Raw genomic sequence first — 17,818 nt, forward strand, 5'->3', positions numbered from 1 at the left:
CGCATGAACTGGATCGCCAACTTCGTCCGTCCGAGGATCAAGGCGCTCGTCGGTCAGCCCGACGTGCCGGACAACCTCTGGACCAAATGCACCAGCTGCGGCCAGATGATGTTCCACCGCGATCTGAACGAGCACAACCACGTCTGTCAACATTGCGGCCACCATATGCACTTGCCCGTCGACAAGCGCTTGGCGCTGCTGTTCGACGAAGGCTACGAGACCATCGACCTGCCGAAGGTCAAGGCGGACCCGCTCAGGTTCCGGGACCACAAACGCTATGGCGATCGGCTGAAGGACGCCCAATCGAAGACCGGCCGCCAGGATGCGATCGTCGTCGCCCACGGCCGCATGGGCGGCCAGCGCGCCGTCGTCGCGGCCTTCGATTTCAAGTTCATGGGCGGATCGATGGGCATGGCGGTCGGCGAAGGGCTGATCGCCGCGGCGCGCCTCGCCGTCATGCAGCAGGCGCCGTTGATCGCGATCCCGGCGTCAGGCGGCGCGCGCATGCAGGAGGGCATCCTGTCCTTGATGCAGATGCCGCGCACGACCGTCGCGGTCGACGAGGTGAAGGAGGCCGGCCTGCCCTTCATCGTGCTGCTGACCGACCCCACGACCGGCGGCGTGTCGGCCAGTTTCGCCATGCTGGGCGACATTCATATCGCCGAGCCCGGCGCCATGATCGGCTTCGCCGGGCGACGCGTGATCGAACAGACGGTGCGCGAGACCTTGCCGGAGAAGTTCCAGACCTCCGAGTATCTGCTCGACCACGGCATGGTCGACATGGTGGTGCCGCGGGCGAAGCTGCGCGAAACGCTGGTCGGCCTGATCGATCTTTTGATGCATCGGAACGCGCCGGAAGTGAACCGCGGCGCCCTGCCGCTCGCCGCCTCCGAGACCATCGACATCCCGGATCCCGCGACCGAGCGGTCCGGCGAGGCGGGTGAGACGAAAGGGTGAGGCGGCGCGCTCGCTCGGACGCCCCCTCCGCCTTGATGGGAGAGGATCGGGGAGAGGGCGGTCACGTCGGCAGGCGCGCCAGCCCGCAGGGTTTCGGCGTCGTGCGCCGAAGCTGTCTTCTCGACGAAGGTCGCAGCCCCCTCCCCCCTCTCCCCCGCATGACGGGGGGAGGCTTTCACGGCCGCCTCCCATGACCGTCGCCGCCCCGCGCGAAAGCGACCGGGTGCTGGAGCGCCTGATGGGCCTCCACCCCAAATTGATCGACCTGTCGCTCGACCGCACGATCGACCTGTTGGAACGGCTCGGACGGCCGCAAGATCGTCTGCCGCCCGTCGTGCATGTCGCCGGCACCAACGGCAAGGGCTCGACCGTCGCCGTTCTGCGCGCGATCGCAGAGGCGGCGGGACTGAAGACCCACGTCTACAGCTCCCCCCATCTGGTGCGCTTCGCCGAACGCATCCGGCTGGCCGGCGAGATCATCGACGAGGATGCGCTGACGGCGCTGTTGGAGGCCTGCGAGCGGATCAACGAGAACCGCCCGATCACCTTCTTCGAGATCACCACCTGCGCCGCCTTCAAGGCGTTCAGCGAGACGCCGGCCGATCTGTTGCTGCTGGAGGTGGGCCTGGGCGGACGCCTCGATTCAACCAATGTCGTCGACGCCCCGGCGGCGTGCGCAATCACGCCGGTCAGCATGGACCACGAGCAGTTCCTGGGTCCGACGCTGGCCCGCATCGCGGGCGAGAAGGCGGCGATCCAGAAGCCGGGGGTCCCCTCCGTCGTCGGGCCGCAGCGTCCGGAGGCGCTCGCCGTCATCGAAGCCGAGGCCGAGCGCGTCGGCGCGCCGCTCGCCCGCTGGGGCAAGGAGTGGACGGCGGAGCCGCTCGCAGACGGCTCCGGCGGCTTTCATTTCACCGCCGCGCGCTGGTCGGGCGACTTGCCGAAGCCGGGTTTGGCCGGGCGGCACCAGATCGACAACGCGGGAACGGCGGTCGCGCTCGCGCTCGCGCTCGCCGACCAAGGCTTCGCGATCGAGCCTGCGCATATCGCGCGCGGCGTGGCCGAGGCCTTCTGGCCGGCGCGCTTGCAGCGCCTGACGCGCGGGCCGGTCGCCGAGATCCTCCCCGGCTGGGAAATTCGCCTCGACGGCGGCCACAATCCCTCGGCGGGAGAGGCGCTGGCGGCCGAGGCGGCCGCCTGGCAGGAAGCCGCCGCGGCCGCCGACGAGCCGCCGAAGCCGCTGCATCTGATCTGCGCCATGCTGAACAGCAAGGCGGCGATCGACTTCCTGCATCCGCTCGCCCCCGGCGCGCAAACCGTCACCGCCATCGAAATTCCCGGTGAAATCAACAGCCTGAGCGCAAACTCTCTGGCCGAAACCGCGCGGAAAGCGGGCTGTCGGGCGGTGGCGGCCGCCCCGTCCTTGCACGCGGCCGCAGAGCGCTTGGCCGCGCTTGGGGGGCGGCCCGGGCGCGTGCTGATCTGCGGCTCGCTCTATCTGGCCGGACGGGTTCTGGCGGATCACAGCTGACGGCCGAGACCGCGCTGCGGCGCACAATCCGGCGGATTCCGCGGCCTCGCGCCCAAGCGATTGCGTGCGGCGCCGGCGCTGCTACACTTTTTCGCAAGAGATCGACCGCAGACGCCGACGCAGCGTCGCGGCGGGGGCAAGGAGGTGCATCGACGCCATGACGTTGGATGACGAAGGCGCGGGCGCGGGCTCGAACCCGGAGACGGAAACCGCCGGCGCCGCAGCGGCCGCAAACCGCACGTTCCTCGTGGTCGTGGACGACAGCGAGGAAATGCACATCGCGCTGCATTTCGCCTGCCTGCGGGCGAAGAACACGGGCGGCGTGGTCGCCCTGCTCTACGTGCAGGAGCCGGCGGAGTTCCAGCATTGGCTGGGCGTCGGCGAGCTGATGCAGCAGGAACGTCGCGAGGAGGCGGAGGCCCGGCTGCAGGACCTCTCCGCCAAGGCCAACAAACTGTCCGGCGCAGTCCCCATCCTGCACGTCCGGGAAGGCGACAGGGCGGAAGAGCTGCTGAAGCTGCTGGAGGAGGATGAAAGCGTGTCGATCGTGGTCCTGGGCGCCAGCGCCAAGGGCGAAGGGCCGGGTCCGATCGTCAGCCACCTCTTGAGCAAGGCGCGCACGCGCATGCGGACGCCGCTCACCATCGTGCCGGGCTCGCTCAGTCTGGAGGAGGTCGAACTGCTGGCCTGAAGGGCGGACCGGCCGGGCCGAGAAGCGCAGGCGAATCCGGGACTTGACCGGGGAGGCTTGATCGGCCGGCGGTTCTGGCCCATCTAACGGACGACTTGGACCGTCCGACGGAGGACGGCGCGGCCGTCCGCGACGAGCGGTCGGATCAAAAGCGCCGCCCCGGCGGCTCCGGCTCCGGCTCCGGCTCCGGGATCGAGATCGGATCGGCATCCGATTGCGTTCGGATCGGAGTTGGGATCGGGGTTGGGATCGGGATCGGGATGGGGATCGGGATCGGGATAGAGACAGAAAGCGAGACGCGGGATCATGTTCATTCAGACCGAGCAGACGCCGAATCCGGCGACCCTGAAGTTCCTGCCGGGCCGCGAGGTGCTGGGCGCGGGCGGCGCGGTCGACTTCTCCGCGCCCGAGGAGGCGCAGGGCAAGTCGCCGTTGGCCGAAGCGCTGTTCGACGTCGAGGGCGTCACGGGCGTTTTCCTGGGCGGCGACTTCATCTCGGTCACGAAGGCCGACGAGAAGGAGTGGTACGTCCTGAAGCCGTCCGTTCTCGGCGCGATCATGCAGCATTTCACGGCCGGCCGCGACGTGATGGCGGCCGGGGCCGAAGGCGCGGGCGGTGAGGCCGGCGCCGAGGAGGAGACGCGCTACGACGAAGCGGATTCCCAGATCGTCGGTCAGATCAAGGAGCTGCTGGACACGCGCGTGCGCCCGGCGGTCGCGCAGGACGGCGGCGACATCGTCTTCCACGGCTTCGAGCAGGGCGTGGTCTACCTGACCATGCGCGGCGCGTGCGCCGGCTGCCCGAGCTCGACCGCGACGCTCAAGATGGGCATCGAAAACATGTTGCGGCATTACATTCCGGAGGTCACCGAAGTCCGCGCCGCGGGCTGATCGGCGGCGCGACGGCTCGGTCGAGCGCCCGCAGACAAGACGGGGCCGGCCGCACAGGCGGGTATCGAGGTTAACGCGACAAGGCGGGAGGGGCCGCCGGCGGGCGCATCGGGCGCGACGATCGTCGCGCCGTCGGATGGGGTCCGTCTCCCGAAACCGGGAGCCCGAGAGTTTAAATCCCTGGCGTGAGGCGTCGGCGGCCGGGACGGGCCGATCCGAAGCGAAGTCGTCGTTTGTTTGTCGGACCCCGGCGAACAGGCGCGGCGCATCGGCTTATCGGATCGGACGGTCTGCGGCCTTGGGGCGGACGGCGGCGATTCGGCCGCGCACCGCCCGACACCGACGCCGCGAACCGGAGGACGAGGCGCGCCCGAGCGACAGCGACGGCGTGCGTCGGCGTACGGATGACGAAAAAGAGCGAACAAGCCCCGGTCGACGAGACCGGAGGCCTCCCGGAGTCGGGAATCGAGTCGAGCGACGCGCGCCCCAGCGCGGGCGTCTTCTCCGTCGTGCGCGAGAAATGGCTGGCGAGCGCGATGATCGGGCTCGGCGCGGCGACGGCGATCCTTTGGGCGGCCCAGCCGAGCGCGCCTGAGCGCGCGTCAATCACGGCGAGCCTGCGGGACATCCCGAGTGAAGTGGCCCCCATCCCCAGCGCAGCCGAGGCCGCCGAGCGCGTCGGCGCGGCGGCGTCTCAGCCGACCCGGGCGGATGCGCGCGACCAGTTGGCGCGCGTGCCCAGCCGGTCGGTCGACCAGTTGGAGACGCGTTTCGAGCGCTACGGCTACACGCTGCACACCGTCAAGGCGCAGCAAGCCGACGTGCCGCGCATCGTACCCGAGACGGTCCCGCAGGATCTGAAGGAGGTTCGCGAAGTCGAGCGCAAGAAGGAGGTCTTCCTGCGCATGGTGCTGCCGCTGGTCCTGATGGTGAACGAGCGGCTGTCCGAGCAGCGCGACAGGCTCGTGACCTTGTCGGAAAAGATCGAAGCCGGTCAGTCGATCGGACGCGAACAGCGGGTCTGGCTCAACCAGATGTACGAGACCTATCGGGTCGAGCCGGGGGAGATCGAGCGGTTGCTGCTGCGCGTCGACGTGGTGCCGCCGTCGCTCGCCCTGGCGCAGGCCGCGATCGAGAGCGGGTGGGGCACCTCCCGCTTCGCCCGCGAGGGCAATGCGCTGTTCGGTCAGTGGGTGTGGGGCGACGACGCCGACGGCATCGTCCCGGAGCGCCGCCAGGAAGGCAAAACTCATAAGATCCGCGCCTTCGAGACGCCGCTTGAGGCGGTCGCGGCTTACATCAAGAACCTCAACACCCACCGCGCCTACGCCAAGCTGCGCCGGATGCGCGCGGAGCTGCGCGCCCAGGGCGCGGGCCTCAACGGGCTGACCTTGGCCGGCGGTCTGGAAGCCTATTCCGAGAAGGGTCAGGAGTATGTCGACCTGGTCCGCCAGATCATCGCGGCGAACGAACTGCGCCCGCTGGACAAGGCGCGTCTTGTCGGCGCGCGTCGGCGCGACGGCAACGTCTGAGGCGAGGCGGCCGCGGCGCTGAGCGCGCCGCAGCGATGCGGGGCGTCGGAAGGCGGGTGCGACGACGACCGAGGGCCTGGGAGGGTCGCCCTTCGGGTCGCGCTCGCATCCGCCCCCAGGGATTGTTAGGGGGGTGGGTCAGCTCGACTTGCCGACGTCCCGCATCGCCTGCGCCGCGCGTCTTGGCCCGGCTCGGCGTGAGCGCGATCCTCATGGGCCATTATCAGCGCAACTTGGTATTAGATCGGCTTGGTGCGTTTGAAGCGCCCGCCCTTGCGGTACATGTCGAGGTAGCTGGGCAGGATGACCTCCACCGAGGTCGGCTCGATCCCGATGTCCTTCAGGCCCGGCTGTGCGCCGCTGCAGACGTTGTCGGTCTTCAGCAACTCCACCTGATCGCGGGTCAGCGGCGGCGCCGGCAGCAGCTCCATCACCGCGGCCTGCAGTTTCGCCAATTCGAACGGCAGCGGCACGAGCCCGACGTGACGATCGGTCTCGGCCATGATCATCTCCAGGATCTCCTGGAAGCTGTAGGTCTGCGGACCGCCCAGCTCGTACGTCTCCCCGGCCATATCGGCGCGCACGACAGCCGCGCGCAGCGCGTCGGCCACGTCCCCGACATAGACCGGCTGGAACTTCTGCTGACCGCCGCCGACCAAGGGCATGATCGGCGACAGCCGGATCAGCTTGGCGAAGCGATTGAAGAAATCGTCCTCCGGCCCGAAGACGACGCTCGGCCGGATCACCACGGCGTCGGGGAAGATCTTTCGCACCGCCGCCTCGCCGCGCGCTTTCGAGCGCGCATAAGCCGACGAGCCGCCCTCGCTCGCCCCGAGGGCCGACATCTGCACGAAACGGCTTGCGCCGCCGGCCTTGGCGGCCTCTGCAATGCGCCGGGCGGCCTGGACGTGCATCGCATCGAAAGTGCGCGCGCCCTTCTCGTAGAGGATCCCGACGAGATTGATCACCGCGTCTGCGCCGTCGCAGGCGGCGTTGACCTGGCGCTCGCTGGTTACGTTCGCCTGGATCGGCGTGATCTGGCCGACGTCGCCGCAGGGTTTCAGGTTCTGCGCCGCGTTGGGATCGCGGACCGCGACCCGAATCTGGCAACCGAGCGGCGCGAGTTCGCGCACAAGCTGGCGACCGATGAAGCCTGAGCCGCCGAAGATCGTCACCAGCTTCGGCGAGGTCGTGGTGGTGGTGTTCGCGGCGCTCATCATGGGCCCCCTCGGCTCGACGTCGATCGCCCCTCGGCTCGGAACCCGATCGGACGCCGACCGGGGCTTCGGGCGGTATAGCGGATCGGCGGGCTTTGTAAAACCTGCGAGCCGCCGCTAGTTCGCCAGCAGCGCGCCCATGTGGTCGCGAATGTTGCGCTCCATCTGGCGATCCAGGTCGGCGGCCATCTTCTCCGTCAGCTCGTACCAGATCTGCTCGCGCTCGTTCAGCGTCAGGCCTTCGGGAACGGTCTGGGTGCGGCGCACCTCGGCCTGGGTCTGGGCGGCGACGCCGCGGTCGGGATTCTCGGCCGACAGCTCGACCAGATAGCGGGCGTCGTACTTCTCCGCCTGATCGGTGGTGAAGAGCCCGGCCACGCCCTCCGTTTTCTCCAGCGGCCGCTCGACGGCGCTGGCGTCCAGGATGCGGACGGTCGCCACGCCGCTGTCGCCGACGGCGCGCAGCCGGTCGACCGCCCAGCGCGCAGCCGTCTCGCTCAGCCCCGCCGGGAATTCCGTCTCGACGTTGGGCGGCTGGCTCGTCGGCTGGTAGACGCGCACCACGCGCACCTCGGCCACGTCCAGCGCGATCGGCGGCAGGTGGGCGAAGGTGATGTCGGCGTAGGTCGGCGTCTCGACCCGGGTTTCGCAGGCGGCCGCCGCGAGACCGAGCCCGAGGATGAGGACGAGCGCGCGCAATGCGACGGCCAGGGGAGCGAGCGGCGGGGCGAGGGAGGAGGCGGGCGGGCGCATGGGCGAGGATCCCTTTCTGACGACGGCGCTTAGGATTGCGCGGGCGTCTCTTCGGCGGCGATCGCCGCCTCGAAGGCGTCGAGATCGGCGTCGCTGAAGCGCTCCGAGCGGTTGCAGAACTGGCAGGTGACCTCGATCGTTCCGTCGTCGAGCTTCATGTCGTCGAGCCCCTCGCGACCCAGCGCGATCAGCATGCGGCCGGAGCGCTCGCGCGAACAGCGACAGCGATCCTCCAGCGCGCGCGGCTCGAAGACGCGCACCCCGTCTTCGTGGAACAGGCGGAACAGAAGCTGATCGGGCGTGAGCTCGGGATCGAGCATTTCCGCCTCCTTGGCGGTCGCCATCAGCATGACGGCGCGCCGCCAATCATCCTCGGTCTCTTCGCGGGCGCGGGCGCCGGTCCCGCCCTCGTCCGGCAGGCGCTGCACGGCCAGGCTGGCGGCGCGCCAGCCGGCGCCGTCGCGGGCCGCGCCGGCGGCGAGCTTGATCGCGGAGGAGAACTGTTCCGACTGCTCGAAGTAATGGTGCACGCAGTCTTCCAGCGTCGCCCCGGACAATTCCACGATGCCCTGATAGCGATCCATGTCGGCCCCCTGATCAACGGTGAAGGCCATGTAACCGCCGCCAAGCAGGCGGGGGACCGGCGCGTCGCCGACCTCGCCCTCGCTCGGCGTCTCGCCGGCGACCTGCGCGAAGCCGCGCACCGCTCCGTCGGAGGTGACGTCGGCGACCATGAGCGGCACCGGCCCGTCGCCCTTGGTCTGCAGCGTGAAGACGCCGTCGTACTTCAGCGCGGTCGCAAGCCCGGCGCCCAGCGCCAGGAACTCGCCCAGCAGCTTCTTGACCGGCGCGGGATAGTCATGCCGCTCCAGGATGTGGTCGACCGAATGGCCCAGGCGGACAAGCCGACCGTTCACGCCGCTGGCGTCGATCAGGAAGGGTTGAACGCAATCATCTGTAAGCTTGGGGGCGGGCGTCGCCGACATGAGATGCTGATCCGTTGGTCGGAGGAAAGAACTGCGGGTGCATATAGGGCCGGGCGGGGCGGCTGTCATCCCGGGGCCGGGCGGCGGGGCGGCGCTCAGCGCGGCGGCGCTTGGCGGGCGCCCTCAGCGCGCATCCGCGCGATCCAGATCGCCGCGGCCCTGAAAGGATCGTGAGCCGCGCTCTGCAGCGTCCGACGTCGACCGGCGGAAACCGGCGGGTCAGGCCTTCTTTTCCGTCCCCGGCGGCGGGATTTCAGGCTCGTCCGGGATCGCCATGCCGATGGTGTGATAGCCGCTGTCGACGAAATGCACCTCGCCGGTGACGCCGGCCGACAGGTCGGACAGCAGGAACAGCCCTGAGTTGCCGACCTCCCCATGGGTGACGTTGCGGCGCATCGGCGAGGACTTGCCCTGCCAGCCGTAAGTGAAGCGCGCCCCCGAGATGGCCGAGCCCGCCAGCGTGCGCATCGGCCCGGCGGAGAGCGCGTTGACGCGGATGCCCTTCTCGCCGAGGTCGGAGGCGAGGTAGCGCACGCTCGCCTCGAGCGCCGCCTTGGCGACGCCCATGACGTTGTAGGACGGCATGACGCGGCGCGCGCCCTCATAGGTGAGCGTCACCAAGCTGCCGCCGTCGGTCATCAGCGGCTCGGCGTAGCGCGCCACCGCGGTGAAGCTGTAGCAGGAGATGTCCAGCGAATGGCGGAAGTTTTCGCGCGTGGTGTCGACGTAGCGCCCCTTGAGCTGCGCCTTGTCGGAATAGGCGATGGCGTGGACCACGAAATCCAGCCGGTCCCAGACCTTGGCGACCTCGGCGAAGGCGGCCTCGACGCTCTCGTCCTCCTCGACGCTGCACGGGGTCACCAGCGGCGAGCCGACGCTCTCGGCCAGCGGACGGACGCGCCGCTCGAACCCGCCGCCGGGCTGATAGGTGAAGGCGAGCTCCGCCCCGTGATCGGCGCAGGCGCGCGCGATCGCCCAGGCGATGGAATGGTCGTTTGCGACCCCCATGATGAGACCGCGCTTGCCGGCCATCAGCCCCGATGCATCACTCATGACCGTCAATCCGTGTATTTCCGAAAGGCGAGCGTGGCGTTCGTGCCGCCGAATCCGAAGCTGTTGGAGATCACCAGATTGAGGTCGACGTCGTCGATCCGCTCGCGCGCGATCGGCAGGCCGTCGGCCGCGTCGTCCAGATCCTCGATGTTGATCGAGGGCGCGATGAAATTGTTGTTCATCATCAGCAGCGAATAGATCGCCTCCTGCGCCCCGGTCGCGCCCAGCGAATGGCCGGTCATCGACTTGGTGGAGCTGATCGGCGGGACCTTGTCGCCGAAGACCGCGCGGATCGCCTCCAACTCCTTGGTGTCGCCGACCGGGGTCGAGGTGCCGTGGGCGTTGATGTAGCCGACCGGCTCGTTCAGCCCGTTGACAGCGAGCTTCATGCAGCGCACCGCGCCTTCGCCCGAGGGTTGGACCATGTCGTAGCCGTCTGAGTTGGCGCCGTAGCCGACCACTTCGCCGTAGATCTTGGCCCCGCGGGCTTTGGCCCGCTCCAGCTCCTCCAGCACGACGACGCCCGCGCCGCCCGCGATGACGAAGCCGTCGCGGTTCTTGTCGTAGGCGCGGCTGGCGCGCTCGGGCTGGTCGTTATAGCCGCTGGAGAGCGCCGGCATGGCGTCGAACAGCACGGTCAAGGTCCAGTCCAGCTCCTCGCCGCCGCCGGCGAAGACGATGTCCTGCTTGCCCCACTGGATGAGCTCGGCCCCGTTGCCGATGCAGTGCGCGCTGGTCGAGCAGGCGGAGCTGATCGAATAGTTGACGCCCTTGATGTGATAGGGCGTCGCCAGGGTCGCCGAGTTGGTCGACGACATGGTGCGCGGCACCATGAAGGGTCCGACCCGCTTCGGCGATTTCTCGCGCGCGGTGTCGAAGGCGATCAGCATATTCTTCGTCGACGGCCCGCCGGAGCCCATGATGAGGCCGGTGCGCTCATGGCTCACCTCGTCCTCGGCGAGACCGGCGTCCGTGATCGCCTGCTCCATCGCGATGTAGTTGTAGGCCGCGCCGTCGCCCATGAAGCGCAGAAGCTTCTTGTCGACATGCTCGGCCACGTCGAGCTTGACCGCCCCGTGCACTTGGCTGCGGAAGCCGCGCTCGGCGTAGTCTTCGCTATAGGTGATGCCGGAGCGGCCCGCACGCAGGCTGTCCAGCACCTCATCCTGATTGTTGCCGATGCTGGAGACGATCCCCAGACCGGTCACCACGACGCGTCGCATCGGAACACCCCGTCGCCTTTTGTATCAGTGAAACGCGGGCGGCGCCTTTTTCGAGCCGCAGCCGCGCCTCCCCCCAAATTCGATCGTCTTCCCCGTCCCGGAGGCGGCCCCCAAGCCGCGCCCTCAGGCGGTCTCGGCCGGCTTGAACAGGCCGACCTTCATGTCCTTCGCTTCGGCGGCGATCTTGCCGTCGACCTTCATGACGCCGTCGGCCACGCCCATCACCAGCTTGCGCATGATGACGCGCTTGAGCACGATTTCATAGGTGACCTTCTTGGCGCTGGGCAGCACCTGGTCCTTCAGCGTCACCTCGCCGACGCCCAGCGCGCGGCCCTTGCCGGGCGCGCCCAGCCACCCCAGGAAAAAGCCCACGAGCTGCCACATGGCGTCGAGGCCGAGGCAGCCCGGCATCACCGGATCTCCCTTGAAGTGGCAGTCGAAGAACCAGAGGTCGGGCTTGATGTCGAGTTCGGCCTGGATCTCGCCCTTCCCGTGCGCGCCGCCGTCTTTGGTGATGCGGCTGATGCGGTCGACCATCAGCATCGGCGGCAGCGGCAGTTGCGCGTTGCCGGGCCCGAAGAGCTTGCCTTTCGCGCACTCGATCAGGTCGTCGTAGCTGAAGCTGTTTTTCGCAGCGGCGTCGCCGGTCGTCTCGTCGCCTGACAAATGCCGTCCCCTAGCTAATGCGTCGGCGGGCCGTTGCGATCACGCTTGCACAGCGCGCGCCCGGCCCGCGGTCGTCCACCCTTAACGTAGAGCGCGCGCGAAGACAATGCGCCGCGCGCCCGCCGCCTCGCTCCCCGGTCTCTTGGCCGCCGGCGCGCCGGGCGTCAAGACCTTGTCTCTCCGGCGGACGGCGGCCATGCTCTCGGTCCAGGCGGGTCGACCGCCCCACAGACCCCGCGATTGCAAGACCGTAAAGAAAGGACTGTCCGATCATGGCGAGCGAAACCCTTCACGCCCCGCGCGAACGCCTCAGCAAGGAGACGCTGTCGATGCATCACGCCATCGTCTCGCTGATGGAGGAGATGGAAGCCGTCGACTGGTACCGCCAGCGCGCCGACGACTGCGAGGATGCGGCGCTCAAGGACATCCTGCTGCACAATATGCGCGAGGAGATGGAGCACGCGGCGATGGTGCTGGAGTGGCTGCGCCGCAACAACAAGGACTTCGCCGGCTTTCTCGACGAGTTCCTCTATTCCGACGGCGAGATCGCCCATCATCACCACGAGGACTGAGTCCCGCGGCCGCGCCGATTCAGGGCGCGGCCGTCGTCCCGGCGACCGGCGGCGCGCCCGTGCCGTCCAGGGCCAGCGCGCGGCCCTCGCCGGAGCGCACGAAATCGCCGGTGATCGCGGTGACCGTGACCTGATGCGTCACCAAGATGATCGGCGGCCCGTCGGTCGGCTGCTCGGCGAGGAAGCGGCGCAGCGCCTCAAGGCGTTTCGGTCGATCGTCGCGGTTGCGCCCGAAAAAGCTGTTGAGCGCCGGGAGCTCCTGCACCGGACCGAGGCCCAGCAGCTCCGCGGTCTCCAGACAGCGGCACCATTGGCTGGAATAGACCGACGCCTCGGCGATCCCGGCGGCGCGCAGCGCCTCGCCCAGCGCGCGGGCCTGGGCCCGGCCGACGTCGTTCAGGGTGCGCTGGGTCGAACAGTCGCGCAGCTCGAACGCGGCCGGATCGCCGGTTCCCGGCGCCAGCGCGTGGCGCAGCATCAGGGCGTAGCCGCCGTCGGCCAACCGCTCCAACGGGAAAGGATCGGCGGCGCGCACGGGCGCCGCGACCAGCACAATGGCGAGCGCAAGCGCGAGCGCCGCCGGGACCGTGCGCCTCATGAGCTCTCTCCCGACCGATCCGTTTCAGGCGCGACCCGCTCCACCGGCGCCGCGACTTCGTTGCGCTTGAAGAACGGAAGGGTCCAAGGCGGGTCGTAGAAATAGGCGCGAATCGGCCCGCCGAGGCGCCAATCAGCCGTCGCCTCCAGGCCTCGTTTCAGATCCCGCTTCCGCGCCGCCACGGCGCTGTCGCGCGTCGTGCCGCTGAATTGCAGCACGGCCATGGTCTGGGTCGGGATTTCGCCGATCGTGACAGCCGGATCGCTCGGCCGCGGCGCCGTCTCTCGCGTGAAATCCCGAGGTAGAAAGAATCGCATGGTCATCCCGCCGTCGCGCGCCTCGGCCGTCTCTACCGGGGCGGTCATGGCGATCTCGACGCCGTCTTCGCCGGCTCCGGCCGCCGTCTCTACCGGGATCGTCATGGATATCTTCCGACCGCCGTCGTTCGCCCCGCCGATATAGCGGAACAGCTTGCGAAACGCCGCATTGCGGGGATTGGAGGCGTCCGTCGGCGCCGTCGCCTCGGCGTAGAGGCGCGCCGAGTAGGCGCGGATCTCGATCCCGCCGCGCAGACGCTCCACCGTCTCGTAGGGCGGCTCTTCCGTTCCGGACCGGATCCCGAACACCGTGCACCCCTGAATGAGCCCGGCCGCCAGCGCCAGCGCGACGAGCGGGGCGCGAAGCGGGCGGCGGACGCGGGTCGTTGCGCTTGTCGTCATCATACACATAAGTACGCGCCCGCCGCGCGGCTGGATGCATCGCGGCTTGGCGCCGACGCTCAGCGGCCCCACGTCACAGCGCGAACCGAACGGATCAGGCAAGGAGACAGAGCATGAGCGATCGCACATTGTTGATCACCGGCGGCTCAACCGGCATCGGGGCGGCGACGGCCCGTAAAGCGGCCGAGGCGGGCTGGAAGGTCGCCCTGGTCGCCCGCTCCTCGGACAAGCTCTCGGCGCTGGTCGACGAGATCGGCTCGGACCGCGCCGCCGCCTTCGTCTGCGACGTGACCAAGGAGGTCGAGGTCGAACGCGCCGTCGCCCAGGCGGCCGAGTTCGGATCGCTGGAGGCGGTCTTCGCCAACGCCGGCCTCGGCTCCACCAAGCCGGGCGTGGAGGGCGGCGATCCCGCCAACTGGCGCACCATGCTGGACGTGAACGTCTGGGGCGTGCTGCTGACCGCGCATTACGCGCTGCCGCATCTGCGCAAGGCCGGCGGCCATATGGTGATCACCGGGTCCAACGCGGGCCGGCGCACCGTCAAAGGCTCGATCTACAGCGCCACCAAATGGTTCGTCCACGGCTTCGCCCGCAATCTGGCGGAGGAGATGGCCGAGTGGGGCGGCCGCTGCACGCTGATCGCGCCGGGGCTGGTCGACACCCCCTTCTTCGACAGCCCGAAGCCCGACGGCCTCGACCCGGAAGCGGTCGCCGACGCCGTCGTCTACGCGCTCTCCCAGCCGGGCGGCGTCTCGGTCGGCGAGATCCTGGTCACGCCGCTGGACGCGCCCTCGTGAGCGAGGCGGACCTTCGGGCGATCGACGACCTCAGCCGCGCCGACCCGACGACGCCCCACGGCGTGCGCTGGGAGGCGCTCAGCGACCGGGTGATGGGCGGCGTCTCGGTCCCGACGCTGGCGCGCGAGCGCGTCGCCGGGCGCTTCGCCCAGCGCCTCACCGGCCGCGTGCGCCTGGAGAACAACGGCGGCTTCCTGCAGATGGCGCTCGACCTCGACCCCTCGGGCCGCGCGATCGACGCGAGCGGTTGGACGGGCGTGCGCCTCCTCGTCTTCGGCAACGGCGAGGACTACGGCCTGCATCTGCGCACCGACGCGGTTCAGCGGCCCTGGCAGTCATATCGCCAGAGCTTCGTCGCCCCGGCCGCGTGGACCGAGATCGACCTGCCCTTCACCGAGATGGTTCCGCACCGCCTGGAGGCGCCCTTCGACCCGACGCGCCTCAAGCGCCTCGGCCTCGTCGCCATCGGCCGGGCGTTCGAGGCGGATCTGTCTCTGGGGTGGATCGGCTTCTATCGCTGAAGCCGCCCGGCTGTTTCAGCGCGGGCGATAGCGCGCCCGCGCGCTCGCGCGGCCCTCCGCCGCCACAACCCGCCCCTCCGCCGCCAGCATAACGAGGTGCGCCAGCACCGAGCGGCCGGCGGCCGGCTTCAGGCCGGCGGGGATGTGGGTGTAGATCCGGTCCACCATCTCGGGAATCGTCTCGGCGCCGGCCTCGACGGCGGCCAGGATCTGCGCCTCGCGGGCGCGGCGGTGGGCGATATAGGCGGCGACGAAGGCGGGGGCGTCCTCGATCGGCGCGCCGTGGGTCGGGTAATAGATCCGCTCGGGCCGGGCCTTGAGTTTCGCAAGCGAGGCGAGATAGGCGGCCATGTCGCCGTCGGGCGGCGAGATCACGCTGGTCGACCAGCCCATGACGTGGTCGCCGGTGAACAGGACGCCGCGCCCGCCGTCGCCCTCGCGATAGCTGAAGCACAGATGGTTCGCGGTGTGGCCCGGCGTGTGGACGGCCTCGACCGACCAGCTCTCGCCCTCGACCGCCTCGCCGTCGGCAAGCAGGCGATCGGGCGCGAAGCCGCGGTCCGCCCCTTCCTCCACCGGGTCGTCCGGATCAATCCCGGCGTCGGCGCCCGCGCCGTGCGCCCCGAAGCCGTAGATCGGGCAGGCCGCCGGCCCGCCGCGCAGGGCCTGCAAGGGCCGGGCGGCGGAGACATGGTCGCGGTGGGTGTGGGTGATCAGGATCGCCGCGACCCGCTCGCCGTCGAGCGCGCGATGCAGCGCGGCGATGTGGTCGGGCAGATCGGGCCCCGGGTCGATCACGGCGACCGAGCCCTCGCCCAGGATGTAGGTTCCGGTGCCTGTGAAGGTGAAGGGTCCCGGGTTCTCCGCCGTCACCCGGCGCACGCCGGGCGCGACCGTCACGAGGCGGCCGTATTCCGGCTCGTGGTCTGTGATGAAGGGGATGTCGCTCATGACCCCGTCGATAGCCGATCCGCCGGCGTTGCGCGAGTCCGCATGCGCCGCCGCCCCGACCGGCGCCTTGCAGCCTGCAGGCGGCCTCGCTATATCGCGGCGCACGGGCGGGCGCCGCTGACGCCGGCGCGCCGCCGTCTTATCCACGCCGAAGACGAAGGGTGACGCACCGCCATGGCCGCGAACTCTAAGCAAAAGACCGAGACGAAAGACGCGGGCGCCGAGTCCCAGACCATGGGCTTTCAGGCCGAGGTCGGCCGGCTCCTCGACATCGTCGCGAACGCGCTTTATTCCGAGCGCGAAATCTTCCTGCGCGAATTGATTTCCAACGCCGCCGACGCCTGCGACAAGCTGCGCTATCTGGCGATCGAGACGCCGAGCCTGGCTGAGGGCGACGGCGAGTTCGCGATCGCCGTGCGCGTCGACAAGGCCGCGCGCACCCTCACGATCGCCGACAACGGCGTCGGCATGGACCGCGCGGATCTGGTGGAGAATCTCGGCACCATCGCGCGCTCAGGCACCTCGGCCTTCGTCGACCGGCTGACCGGGGACAAGAAGAAGGACGTCTCGCTGATCGGCCAGTTCGGCGTCGGGTTCTATTCCGCCTTCATGGTCGCCGACGAGGTGTCGGTGACCACCCGCAAGGCGGGCGAAGCGGAGGCCTGGCGCTGGGTCAGCGACGGCAAGAGCCAATTCACCATCGAGCCGGCCGAGAAGGCCGCGCGCGGCGCCGAGATCACGCTGCACCTGAAGGAGGACGCCGACGAGTTTCTTGAGCGCGCGCGCCTCGAGCGGGTGATCAAGACCTATTCCGACCACATTCCCTTCCCCATCAAGCTGGCCGAGGCCGAGGCCGAAGCGGGCGAGGAGCCGCCGGAGGCCGAGCAGGTCAACAGCGCGTCGGCCCTGTGGACCCGTCCGAAATCGGAGATCGACGAGCAGACCTACGCGGAATTCTACAAGCACGTCTCCCACAGCTTCGACGCGCCGTGGATGACGCTGCATTTCCGCGCCGAGGGCGTGATCGAATACACCGGCCTGATCTTCGTTCCCACCGAGCGCCCCTTCGACCTGTTCCACCCGGACCGCATGTCGAAGGTGAAGCTCTATGTGAAGCGCGTCTTCATCACCGATGAATGCGACGAGCTGCTGCCGAGCTGGTTGCGCTTCCTGCGGGGCGTGATCGACAGCGAGGATCTGCCGCTCAACATCAGCCGGGAGATGCTGCAGAACAATCCGGTGGTGGCCAAGATCCGCGCCGGGCTGGTCAAGCGCGTGGTCGGCGAGCTCGCCAAGAAGGCGGAGCAAGCGCCGGAGGAATACGCCAAGTTCTGGGAGAATTTCGGCTTGGTCCTGAAGGAAGGGCTCTATGAAAGCGCCGCCGATCGCGAGAGCCTCTTCAAGCTCTGTCGCTTCACCTCGACCAAGGCCGACGGGCTGGTCAGCCTGGAGGACTATGTCGGGCGCATGAAGGAGGGTCAGACCGCGATCTACTACATCGCCGGCGAGGACGCCGAAAAGCTGAAGAAGAGCCCGCAGCTGGAAGGCTTCGAGAAGAAGGGCGTCGAAGTGCTGCTGATGACCGATCCGGTGGACGAGTTCTGGATCCCGGCGGTCGGCGATTATCAGGGCCGCGCCTTCAAGTCGGTCACCCGCGGCGGCGCCGACCTGGCGGAGATCAAGGCGGAAGAGAGCGCCGAGGACAAGCAGGAGGACGCGAAGAACGCGGAAGCCGAAAGCGCCGTCGACGGCCTGGTCGTCGCGCTCAAGCTGAGCCTAGGCGAGGCGGTGAAGGACGTGCGCGTCTCTGACCGGCTGACCAGTTCGCCGGTGTGCCTGGTGGCCGACGACAGCGGCCTCGACATCCATCTCGAGCGCATGCTGCGCCAGCACAAGCAGCTCGATCAGGCGAGCCCGCGCATCCTGGAGATCAATCCCGACCATGCGCTGGTCAAGGCGCTGTCGGCCAAGGCCGGGGCCGACGGCAAGGGCGACATCGGCGAGGCCGCGCAGCTGCTCTACGATCAGGCGCTGATCGTGGAGGGCGAACAGCCCGCCGATCCCGCCGCCTTCGCCCGGCGCCTGTCGGAGGTGATGGCCAAGGCGATCGGCTGATCGGGCGTCCGCGACGCTCGGCTTTCGAAACCGGCGGGCGGGGCT

At 69.2% G+C, this 17,818-nt stretch carries 18 protein-coding genes; 9 read left to right on the forward strand and 9 right to left on the reverse strand.

The genetic code is table 11. The annotated features are described in order from the left end of the window. Positions 1-3: 3 nt before the first annotated feature. The 5 genes from accD (at position 4) to RIB45_RS16255 (ending at position 5,602) form a co-directional block, all read left to right on the forward strand. Complete coding sequence (gene accD / locus RIB45_RS16235) at positions 4-957, forward strand: acetyl-CoA carboxylase, carboxyltransferase subunit beta (RefSeq protein WP_350051549.1); 954 nt, start codon at positions 4-6, stop codon at positions 955-957. Positions 958-1,147: 190 nt separating this feature from the next. Further along, positions 1,148-2,488, forward strand: a complete 1,341-nt coding sequence (locus RIB45_RS16240) for a bifunctional folylpolyglutamate synthase/dihydrofolate synthase (protein WP_350051551.1) — start codon at positions 1,148-1,150, stop codon at positions 2,486-2,488. A 157-nt stretch (positions 2,489-2,645) separates the two neighbouring features. Further along, entirely contained in the window at positions 2,646-3,179 is a 534-nt protein-coding gene (locus RIB45_RS16245; protein ID WP_350051552.1) for a universal stress protein, read from the forward strand. A 306-nt stretch (positions 3,180-3,485) separates the two neighbouring features. Next, positions 3,486-4,070 (forward strand): NifU family protein, encoded by a 585-nt coding sequence (locus RIB45_RS16250; protein WP_350051554.1) that lies wholly within the window; start codon positions 3,486-3,488, stop codon positions 4,068-4,070. Positions 4,071-4,474: 404 nt separating this feature from the next. After that, complete coding sequence (locus RIB45_RS16255) at positions 4,475-5,602, forward strand: glucosaminidase domain-containing protein (protein ID WP_350051555.1); 1,128 nt, start codon at positions 4,475-4,477, stop codon at positions 5,600-5,602. 239 nt (positions 5,603-5,841) lie between these two features. Here RIB45_RS16255 and RIB45_RS16260 read toward each other — a convergent pair whose 3' ends face one another. The 6 genes from RIB45_RS16260 to fabA form a co-directional block, all read right to left on the reverse strand. Next, entirely contained in the window at positions 5,842-6,822 is a 981-nt protein-coding gene (locus RIB45_RS16260; RefSeq protein WP_350051557.1) for a complex I NDUFA9 subunit family protein, read from the reverse strand. A 114-nt stretch (positions 6,823-6,936) separates the two neighbouring features. Then, positions 6,937-7,572 carry a hypothetical protein gene (locus RIB45_RS16265; protein ID WP_350051558.1) on the reverse strand — a complete coding sequence of 212 codons (636 nt, stop codon included), beginning with the start codon at positions 7,570-7,572 and terminating at the stop codon, positions 6,937-6,939. Between the two features lie 29 nt (positions 7,573-7,601). Next, positions 7,602-8,558 (reverse strand): Hsp33 family molecular chaperone HslO, encoded by a 957-nt coding sequence (gene hslO, locus RIB45_RS16270; RefSeq protein ID WP_350051559.1) that lies wholly within the window; start codon positions 8,556-8,558, stop codon positions 7,602-7,604. A gap of 219 nt (positions 8,559-8,777) precedes the next feature. Next, positions 8,778-9,611, reverse strand: coding sequence for an enoyl-ACP reductase FabI (locus RIB45_RS16275; protein WP_350051561.1), 834 nt, complete (start codon positions 9,609-9,611; stop codon positions 8,778-8,780). Between the two features lie 5 nt (positions 9,612-9,616). Further along, positions 9,617-10,834: a beta-ketoacyl-ACP synthase I gene (gene fabB, locus RIB45_RS16280; RefSeq protein WP_350051562.1), complete on the reverse strand. Its 1,218-nt coding sequence runs from the start codon at positions 10,832-10,834 to the stop codon at positions 9,617-9,619. A gap of 123 nt (positions 10,835-10,957) precedes the next feature. Continuing rightward, on the reverse strand, positions 10,958-11,500 hold the full coding sequence (gene fabA, locus RIB45_RS16285) for a 3-hydroxyacyl-[acyl-carrier-protein] dehydratase FabA (protein ID WP_350051563.1): 543 nt from the start codon (positions 11,498-11,500) through the stop codon (positions 10,958-10,960). A 272-nt stretch (positions 11,501-11,772) separates the two neighbouring features. Between fabA and RIB45_RS16290 the strand changes: the two genes are divergently transcribed. After that, on the forward strand, positions 11,773-12,072 hold the full coding sequence (locus RIB45_RS16290) for a ferritin family protein (protein ID WP_350051564.1): 300 nt from the start codon (positions 11,773-11,775) through the stop codon (positions 12,070-12,072). 19 nt (positions 12,073-12,091) lie between these two features. Here the strand turns inward: RIB45_RS16290 and RIB45_RS16295 are convergent, their stop codons facing one another. Both RIB45_RS16295 and RIB45_RS16300 read right to left on the reverse strand, forming a co-directional pair. After that, positions 12,092-12,670, reverse strand: a complete 579-nt coding sequence (locus RIB45_RS16295) for a histidine phosphatase family protein (RefSeq protein WP_350051565.1) — start codon at positions 12,668-12,670, stop codon at positions 12,092-12,094. After that, positions 12,667-13,389 carry an SOUL family heme-binding protein gene (locus tag RIB45_RS16300; RefSeq protein ID WP_350051567.1) on the reverse strand — a complete coding sequence of 241 codons (723 nt, stop codon included), beginning with the start codon at positions 13,387-13,389 and terminating at the stop codon, positions 12,667-12,669. The genes RIB45_RS16295 and RIB45_RS16300 overlap by 4 nt, the downstream gene beginning before the upstream one ends. Positions 13,390-13,502: 113 nt before the next feature. Between RIB45_RS16300 and RIB45_RS16305 the strand changes: the two genes are divergently transcribed. Both RIB45_RS16305 and RIB45_RS16310 read left to right on the forward strand, forming a co-directional pair. After that, on the forward strand, positions 13,503-14,186 hold the full coding sequence (locus tag RIB45_RS16305; protein WP_350051569.1) for an SDR family oxidoreductase: 684 nt from the start codon (positions 13,503-13,505) through the stop codon (positions 14,184-14,186). Then, positions 14,183-14,707 (forward strand): CIA30 family protein, encoded by a 525-nt coding sequence (locus RIB45_RS16310; protein ID WP_350051571.1) that lies wholly within the window; start codon positions 14,183-14,185, stop codon positions 14,705-14,707. The genes RIB45_RS16305 and RIB45_RS16310 overlap by 4 nt, the downstream gene beginning before the upstream one ends. A 15-nt stretch (positions 14,708-14,722) precedes the next feature. Here RIB45_RS16310 and RIB45_RS16315 read toward each other — a convergent pair whose 3' ends face one another. Next, positions 14,723-15,658, reverse strand: a complete 936-nt coding sequence (locus RIB45_RS16315) for an MBL fold metallo-hydrolase (protein ID WP_350051572.1) — start codon at positions 15,656-15,658, stop codon at positions 14,723-14,725. Between the two features lie 174 nt (positions 15,659-15,832). Between RIB45_RS16315 and htpG the strand changes: the two genes are divergently transcribed. Next, positions 15,833-17,773 carry a molecular chaperone HtpG gene (gene htpG, locus RIB45_RS16320; protein WP_350051574.1) on the forward strand — a complete coding sequence of 647 codons (1,941 nt, stop codon included), beginning with the start codon at positions 15,833-15,835 and terminating at the stop codon, positions 17,771-17,773. The last annotated feature ends 45 nt before the right edge of the window (positions 17,774-17,818 follow it).

Origin of the sequence: Marivibrio sp., from assembly GCF_040218065.1 — a bacterium.
GTDB lineage: Bacteria > Pseudomonadota > Alphaproteobacteria > UBA8366 > Aestuariispiraceae > Marivibrio.

Coding starts and splice junctions, on each gene's coding strand:
- accD (WP_350051549.1), top strand. CDS start 4: ATGAACTGGATCGCCAACTTCGTCCGTCCGAGGATCAAGGCGCTCGTC.
- RIB45_RS16240 (WP_350051551.1), top strand. CDS start 1,148: ATGACCGTCGCCGCCCCGCGCGAAAGCGACCGGGTGCTGGAGCGCCTG.
- RIB45_RS16245 (WP_350051552.1), top strand. CDS start 2,646: ATGACGTTGGATGACGAAGGCGCGGGCGCGGGCTCGAACCCGGAGACG.
- RIB45_RS16250 (WP_350051554.1), top strand. CDS start 3,486: ATGTTCATTCAGACCGAGCAGACGCCGAATCCGGCGACCCTGAAGTTC.
- RIB45_RS16255 (WP_350051555.1), top strand. CDS start 4,475: ATGACGAAAAAGAGCGAACAAGCCCCGGTCGACGAGACCGGAGGCCTC.
- RIB45_RS16260 (WP_350051557.1), bottom strand. CDS start 6,822: ATGATGAGCGCCGCGAACACCACCACCACGACCTCGCCGAAGCTGGTG.
- RIB45_RS16265 (WP_350051558.1), bottom strand. CDS start 7,572: ATGCGCCCGCCCGCCTCCTCCCTCGCCCCGCCGCTCGCTCCCCTGGCC.
- hslO (WP_350051559.1), bottom strand. CDS start 8,558: ATGTCGGCGACGCCCGCCCCCAAGCTTACAGATGATTGCGTTCAACCC.
- RIB45_RS16275 (WP_350051561.1), bottom strand. CDS start 9,611: ATGAGTGATGCATCGGGGCTGATGGCCGGCAAGCGCGGTCTCATCATG.
- fabB (WP_350051562.1), bottom strand. CDS start 10,834: ATGCGACGCGTCGTGGTGACCGGTCTGGGGATCGTCTCCAGCATCGGC.
- RIB45_RS16290 (WP_350051564.1), top strand. CDS start 11,773: ATGGCGAGCGAAACCCTTCACGCCCCGCGCGAACGCCTCAGCAAGGAG.
- RIB45_RS16295 (WP_350051565.1), bottom strand. CDS start 12,670: ATGAGGCGCACGGTCCCGGCGGCGCTCGCGCTTGCGCTCGCCATTGTG.
- RIB45_RS16300 (WP_350051567.1), bottom strand. CDS start 13,389: ATGACGACAAGCGCAACGACCCGCGTCCGCCGCCCGCTTCGCGCCCCG.
- RIB45_RS16305 (WP_350051569.1), top strand. CDS start 13,503: ATGAGCGATCGCACATTGTTGATCACCGGCGGCTCAACCGGCATCGGG.
- RIB45_RS16315 (WP_350051572.1), bottom strand. CDS start 15,658: ATGAGCGACATCCCCTTCATCACAGACCACGAGCCGGAATACGGCCGC.
- htpG (WP_350051574.1), top strand. CDS start 15,833: ATGGCCGCGAACTCTAAGCAAAAGACCGAGACGAAAGACGCGGGCGCC.